At 73.8% G+C, this 6,859-nt stretch carries 5 protein-coding genes; 4 read left to right on the plus strand and 1 reads right to left on the minus strand.

The window, feature by feature from the left end:
- The first annotated feature begins 258 nt into the window (after positions 1 to 258).
- Together ACWD4J_RS43780 and ACWD4J_RS43785 are read left to right on the plus strand one after the other, a co-directional pair.
- The gene (locus ACWD4J_RS43780) at positions 259 to 1,110 is read left to right on the plus strand and encodes a biotin--[acetyl-CoA-carboxylase] ligase (protein WP_451401146.1); all 852 of its coding nucleotides are present in this window, start codon (positions 259 to 261) and stop codon (positions 1,108 to 1,110) included.
- A gap of 605 nt (positions 1,111 to 1,715) precedes the next feature.
- The gene (locus ACWD4J_RS43785; RefSeq protein WP_451401149.1) at positions 1,716 to 2,906 is read left to right on the plus strand and encodes an adenylate/guanylate cyclase domain-containing protein; all 1,191 of its coding nucleotides are present in this window, start codon (positions 1,716 to 1,718) and stop codon (positions 2,904 to 2,906) included.
- A gap of 28 nt (positions 2,907 to 2,934) precedes the next feature.
- Here ACWD4J_RS43785 and ACWD4J_RS43790 read toward each other — a convergent pair whose 3' ends face one another.
- Positions 2,935 to 3,729 (minus strand): enoyl-CoA hydratase/isomerase family protein, encoded by a 795-nt coding sequence (locus ACWD4J_RS43790; protein WP_451401147.1) that lies wholly within the window; start codon positions 3,727 to 3,729, stop codon positions 2,935 to 2,937.
- 195 nt (positions 3,730 to 3,924) lie between these two features.
- Between ACWD4J_RS43790 and ACWD4J_RS43795 the strand changes: the two genes are divergently transcribed.
- Both ACWD4J_RS43795 and hutH read left to right on the plus strand, forming a co-directional pair.
- Entirely contained in the window at positions 3,925 to 5,088 is a 1,164-nt protein-coding gene (locus ACWD4J_RS43795) for a GGDEF domain-containing protein (protein WP_451401148.1), read from the plus strand.
- Between the two features lie 90 nt (positions 5,089 to 5,178).
- Positions 5,179 to 6,723 carry a histidine ammonia-lyase gene (gene hutH / locus ACWD4J_RS43800; protein ID WP_451401150.1) on the plus strand — a complete coding sequence of 515 codons (1,545 nt, stop codon included), beginning with the start codon at positions 5,179 to 5,181 and terminating at the stop codon, positions 6,721 to 6,723.
- The last annotated feature ends 136 nt before the right edge of the window (positions 6,724 to 6,859 follow it).

Here is a 6,859-nt window from a genome sequence, read left to right on the forward strand (position 1 = left end):
TGCTGCTTCTCTACCGCGCGCTCGGAGCCGGCATGCGTCGCCTCCTGGATACGGCGCTGCAGGTCCGCGAGCTTCCCCGCGGTCGTGTGGATGTCAGTCTCCTGTGGCTTCTGCGCCACCTGTGACTCTGCCGGCTCGGACATCGGGATGAGGCTCCCTGCCTGCTCAAATGGACGTGTGGGCTGGCTACTGCCTCGTAGCGTATCGGCGTGGCTACCGATCGGCGGTGCGGTGTTTCCCACACCTAGTGTGGCTTGCATGACGCCGTCAGATGCTCCAGACAACCGCTGGTCCGACCTCGACCGGCCGCCCCTCAACGCCGCCTCCCTGCGCCGCGTACTGGTGCGGCCCGGCGGGCTGTGGACCTCCCTCGACGTGGTCGCCTCGACCGGCTCCACCAACACCGACCTCGCGGCGCGGGCCGACGCCCTGGAGGAGGGCGCCGTGCTCGTGGCCGAGGAGCAGAGCTCGGGGCGCGGACGGCTCGACCGCCAGTGGACCGCGCCCGCGCGTTCGGGACTCTTCTTCTCCGTACTCCTCAAGCCCGCTGAGGTGCCCGTGGAGCGGTGGGGCTGGCTGCCGCTGCTCGCCGGGGTCGCCACGGCGACCGCCGTGTCCCGCGCCGCCGGCGTCGACACGGCGCTCAAATGGCCCAACGACCTGCTCGTCACCGTCGGCGGCGAGGAACGCAAGACCGGCGGCATCCTCGCCGAGCGGGCCGGTGCGGACGGGGTCGTCATCGGCATCGGCATCAACGTGACGCTTCGCTCCGGCGAGCTCCCGGTGCCGACCGCCGGCTCCCTCGCGCTCGCGGGCGCCGCCTCCACCGACCGTGATCCGCTGCTGCGCGCGGTGCTGCGTTCGCTCGAGCGGTGGTACGGCGACTGGCGCGCGGCGGGCGGCGACCCGGTCGCGTGCCGACTGCAGGAGACGTACGCGGCCGGGTGCGCGACGCTCGGCCGCCGGGTGCGCGCCGAGCTGCCCGGCGACCGGACGATCAGCGGTGAGGCGGTCGCGATCGACGGCGACGGCCGCCTCGTCCTCGCCACGGAGGACGGGGTGCAGCAGCCGGTGGGCGCGGGCGACATCGTGCATCTGCGGCCGGCGTAGCCGCGGGTCGGGCGGGGCTCGGAGTGGGCTCAGGGCGCCTCCGTCATGACGGCGCCGCCGCGGGCCGGCCGGGCCGAGCGGGTGGGCGGGGGCCCGGGCAGGGGCGGAGACTCGGAAGTGCGGGAAGGCTTCGGAGTGAGCTGGGGCACACCTGCCGTACTGTGTCTTCAGTGTCTTCCCGGGGACCGTGACATCGGCGGCTCCACCGCGCGGCCCGGGGCCCCGGCCGGAAAGGCAGGTCGGACGATGCGCCCGGTACGCCCCCGTGAGGTAGATCTCAGTAAAGTTGGGGCCGGTCGTATTGACCGCGGCAGATCGGAAGGGCAGCAGGCGTGAGCGTCGACGACACGGGCTCGGGCGCGGGCGCACACCCCGCCCCCGACGGCGAGCCCGGCCGTATCGCCGGGGGCGCTGCCGCGGACCGGGCCGCGGATCCTTCGGCAGGGCCGGACAGGGATCGCTGGCCGCTGGACCCGGGGCTCGAGCGGGCCGCCGGCTCAGTGGACGTTCCCGGCACCGAGCAGGGTCCCGGCGCGGACCGGCGTGACGGCTCCGACCGGGATTCCGACCGGGATTCCGGACAGGGTGCGGGGCCCGCCTCCGGCATTGCCCCCGCCACCTCAGGACCGGCTTCTGTCCGTGTCCCGGAGCGTGCCCCGGATCGTGAGCGCGCTCCGGATCGTGACGCCGCCCATCGCGGACCCGACCGGGTCGACGGGCGGTCCGGAGCGGCCGGCCGTGGTGAACGCGGTGAGGACCCGCTCGCCCTCCGGCTCGAGGGGCTCATCCTCGGAGCCGAACGCCGTTACACGCCCTTCCAGGCGGCGCGCAGCGCAGGCGTGTCCATGGAGCTGGCATCCCGCTTCTGGCGCGCGATGGGCTTCGCCGACATAGGCCAGGCCAAGGCGCTGACCGAGGCGGACGTACTGGCGCTGCGGCGCCTCGCCGGTCTGGTCGAGGCAGGACTGCTGAGCGAGGCGATGGCGGTCCAGGTGGCCCGCTCCACCGGCCAGACCACCGCCCGGCTGGCGGACTGGCAGATCGACTCGTTCCTGGCGGGCCTGACGGAGCCGCCGGAGCCGGGGATGACGCGCACCGAGGTGACGTATCCCCTGATGGAGCTGCTCCTGCCGGAGCTGGAGGAGTTCATCGTCTACGTCTGGCGACGCCAGCTCGCGGCCGCCACCGGGCGCGTGGTGCAGGTCGCGGACGATGAGGAGATGTTCGACCGCCGGCTCGCCGTCGGCTTCGCCGACCTGGTCGGCTTCACGCGGCTGACGCGGCGCCTGGAGGAGGAGGAGCTCGGCGAGCTGGTCGAGGCGTTCGAGACGACGGCGGCCGATCTGGTGGCCGCGCGCGGCGGACGGCTGATCAAGACGCTGGGCGACGAGGTCCTCTACTCCGCCGACGACGCGGGGACGGCGGCCGAGATCGGGATCCGTCTCATCGAGACGATGCACAACGACGAGACGATGCCGGAACTGCGCGTCGGCATCGCCTTCGGCACGGTGACGACGCGGATGGGCGACGTCTTCGGTACAACGGTGAACCTGGCCAGCCGGCTCACCTCCATAGCGCCCCGGGACGCCGTACTCGTCGACAACGCCTTCGCGGAGGAGCTCACCCGTACCGGGGAGGCTCCCGCGTCCGAGGCGGAGGCGGCGGAGGCCGCGGCGGCCGCGGAGAAGGAGGGGGAGGAGCCGCCCACGTATCGCTTCGCGCTCCAGCCGATGTGGCAGCGGCCGGTGCGGGGGCTCGGTGTCGTGGAGCCGTGGTTGCTCAGTCGGCGGGACTGAGGGGGCGCTCGCCGTCGCGGTCGGAGCTCTACTCCCCGGGCCACACCGGCTTCCGCTTCTCGTTGAAAGCCGCTACCCCCTCCGCCCGGTCTCCCGAGAACGCGGTGGCGCGCCAGGCGGCGTCCTCCACCTCGAGGCCGGTGCGCAGGTCGAGGCCGTGGCCCAGCCGTAGCGCTCGCTTGGCCGATCGCAGGCCGACGGGTGAGTTGGCGGCGATGCGCGCGGCGAGCGCCAGCGCCTCCGCCCGGTCCTGGCCCTCCGCCGCCAGCTGGTCGACGAGGCCCAGCTCCCGGGCCTCGGCGGCCTCGACCCGCCGCGCCGAGAAGATCAGCTCCGCGGCCCGAGCCGCCCCCACCCGGCGCGGCAGCAGCTGGGTGCCGCCGCCCCCGGGAATGACCCCCACCGACACCTCGGGCAGCCCCACGACCGCCGTACGGTCGGCCACGATCAGGTCGCAGGCGAGCGCGAGTTCGAACCCGCCGCCCAGTGCGAAGCCGTGCACGGCGGCGACGGTCGGCATCGGCAGGTCCAGTACGCCGGTGTAGGCGGCACGGGCGACGGGGCGCTGGCGCACCAGTTCCGCGTCGGAGAGCGAGTTCCGCTCCTTGAGGTCGGCGCCGACGCAGAAGGCCCGTTCGTGCGTCGACGTCACGACGACCACGCGCGCGTCCCGGTCCGCGGCGAGCGCATCGCACGCGGCGGCGATGGACCGCGCCATCTCCGTCGACACGGCGTTCATGGCCTTCGGCCGGTCGAGGACGAGCTCGGCGACGTGCTCGTGCCGCCGCACCGCGACGAACTCCCCGTACCGCTGCTCACTCATGATCCACACCCCTCGGAACCGCATAGGTTAACGATCGTTAGCGTCGCCGTACGATCATGCCAGCCCGGCGCCGCGGGGGCCAGGTCTCCGCCCTCGCCCGGACGGGCGGCGGGGCTGCCGGTCAGGCACCCTGTTCGCCGTATCGTTCGCCGCATCAATGTCTCAAATCGGTGCAAAACTCCCTAGCCTGGAGTGATGGGCGAGGACGTGCGGTTGCGTGCCGTGGTGGCGCTGGCGCAGGCGATGGCGGCGGCGCAGACGCCGCGGGAGTCCTGGAAGGCCGCCGCGGAGGGCGCCTGCCGCGCACTGTCGGGGAACTTCGCCGCACTGTCGGTGTGGGAGAGGGAACGGGGCCGCCTCCGCGTACTCGTGAACGCGGGGGAACGGGCGCCGGGCGAGGCGGAGTTTCCCGAGTGCGAGGCGTATCCCGTACACCAGTTCCCCGAGATCACGGAGTTCCTGCACGAGCGGTGGGTCGGCGGGGGCGAGCCGAACGCCTGGGTGGAGACGGCGGAGGGCCCGGCCGAGGGCTCCGCCCGGGATGCCGGCTACTGCCATCAGAGAGTGGCCGCGCTCCGGCGGCGCGGCCGCGGCTGCTGCGTCGTGGCGCCGATCGTGCAGCACGGCAGGGCCTGGGGCGAGCTGTACGTCGCCCGCCCCGTCGGGGAGGCGGTCTTCGACCGCGACGACGCGGACTTCGCGACCGTCCTGGCCGCCGTCGTCGCGGCCGGCATCGACCAGACCGAGCGCCTGGAGGAGGCGCGGCGCCTGGCCTTCACGGACTCCCTCACCGGCCTCGCCAACCGGCGCGCCGTGGACGCCCGCCTGGACCAGGCCCTGGAGCGCCACCGCACGGAAGGCGCCGTGGTCAGCCTCGTCGTCTGCGATCTGAACGGCCTGAAGCGGGTCAACGACACCCATGGTCACGCGGTCGGCGACCACCTGCTCGAGCGGTTCGGCTCGGTGCTGTCGCTGTGCGGCGCGATGCTGCCGGGCGCGCTCGCGGCGCGGCTCGGCGGGGACGAGTTCTGCCTGCTCGCGGTGGGTCCGTCCGCGGAGGCGGTGGTACGCGTGGCCGAGGAACTCTGTAAGCGGGCGGGTGAGTTGGAGCTCGGCGAGGGGGTCGCGTGCGGGGTTGCCTCGACCGGGGAGCCCATCGGCCCTGTGCGGTCGGCGCGCCGGCTGTTCCGGCTCGCCGACGCCGCGCAGTACCGGGCGAAGGCGGCAAGGGCGGTGAGCCCGGTGGTCGCGGGGCGCGAAGGGGCCGACGACCCGGTGGTGCGCCTGGTCGACGCACCGGCGCCGCCGACGCTCCCGGCGGGGGAGCGGCGGAGGTTCAGGGGGCGGGACGGCGCCTAGGCGCGGTTGCGGTGAGGGCCCGGTAAGGGGCGGACCCGCACCCCGGTCGTGACATCTTGAGATTCACTGCGTACGCTCCTGAATATGGATATGCACACTGTGGTGGTGGGGACCGCCGGGGCCACCGCGGCCGACGTCCTCGCCGTGGCCCGGGGGAACGCCAGGGTCGAGCTGTCGGAGGAGGCGCTGGTGGCACTCGCCGCGGCGCGCGAGATCGTGGACGCGCTGGCCGCGAAGCCGGAGCCGGTGTACGGGGTCTCGACGGGGTTCGGCGCCCTGGCGACCCGGCACATCGGCCACGACCTGCGGACCCAGCTGCAGCGCAACATCGTCCGCTCGCACGCCGCCGGGATGGGCCCGCGCGTGGAGCGCGAGGTCGTCCGCGCACTGATGTTCCTGCGCCTGAAGACGGTCTGCTCCGGCCACACCGGCGTACGCCCGGAGGTCGCGCAGACCATGGCGGACGTGCTGAACGCCGGGATCACGCCGGTCGTCCACGAGTACGGCTCCCTCGGCTGCTCCGGCGACCTGGCCCCGCTCTCGCACTGCGCCCTGACGCTGATGGGCGAGGGCGATGCGGAGGGCGCCGGTGGGGCGGTCAGGCCCGCCGGTGAACTGCTCGCCGAACACGGCATCACGCCCGTCGAGCTGCACGAGAAGGAGGGCCTCGCCCTTCTCAACGGCACCGACGGCATGCTCGGCATGCTGATCATGGCGCTCGCCGACCTCGAGACGCTCTACAAGTCCGCGGACATCACGGCCGCCCTGTCGCTCGAGGCGCTCCTCGGCACGGACAAGGTCCTCGCCCCCGAGCTGCACGCGATCCGCCCGCACCCGGGACAAGCCGCGTCCGCCGCCAACATGCTCGCGGTCCTGTCGGGTTCGGGCCTGACGGGCCACCACCAGGACGACGCGCCGCGTGTCCAGGACGCGTACTCCGTGCGCTGCGCCCCCCAGGTCGCGGGCGCGGGACGCGACACGATCGCCCACGCGCGCGTGGTGGCCGAGCGGGAGCTGGCCTCCGCCGTCGACAACCCGGTGGTGCTGGCGGACGGCCGCGTCGAGTCGAACGGCAACTTCCACGGCGCGCCCGTCGCGTACGTCCTCGACTTCCTCGCCATCGCGGCCGCGGACCTCGGCTCGATCGCCGAGCGCCGCACCGACCGCCTGCTGGACAAGAACCGCTCGCACGGCCTGCCCCCGTTCCTCGCGGACGACGCGGGCGTCGACTCGGGCCTCATGATCGCCCAGTACACACAGGCGGCCCTGGTCAGCGAGTTGAAGCGGCTGGCCGTCCCGGCGTCCGCCGACTCCATCCCCTCGTCGGCGATGCAGGAGGACCACGTCTCGATGGGCTGGTCGGCCGCCCGCAAACTCCGCACCACCGTCGACAACCTCACCCGTATCGTCGCGATCGAGCTCTACGCCGCCACGCGCGCGATCGAGCTGCGCGAGGGCGAGGGCCTCACCCCCGCCCCGGCATCCCGCGCCGCGATCGACGCGGCACGCGCGGCGGGCGTCGGGGGGCCCGGCCCGGACCGCTTCCTGGCCCCCGACCTTGCGGCCGCGGACGCGTTCGTACGCGGCGGGCACCTGGTCGCCGCGGTGGAGCCGGTGACGGGCCCGCTGGCGTAAGGCTGCTGGGTTCAGGCATACGGAGAGGGGCCGCTGTCGCACAGTGCCGTCCGTCTGTTTGTGGGGATCAGCCGCCCGTTTGTGGGCATTCGTTTCGCTGAGGCGGCACAGGCGGGCACACACGGGCCGCCGGCCC

The sequence above is a fragment of the Streptomyces sp. NPDC002577 genome (assembly GCF_053594815.1).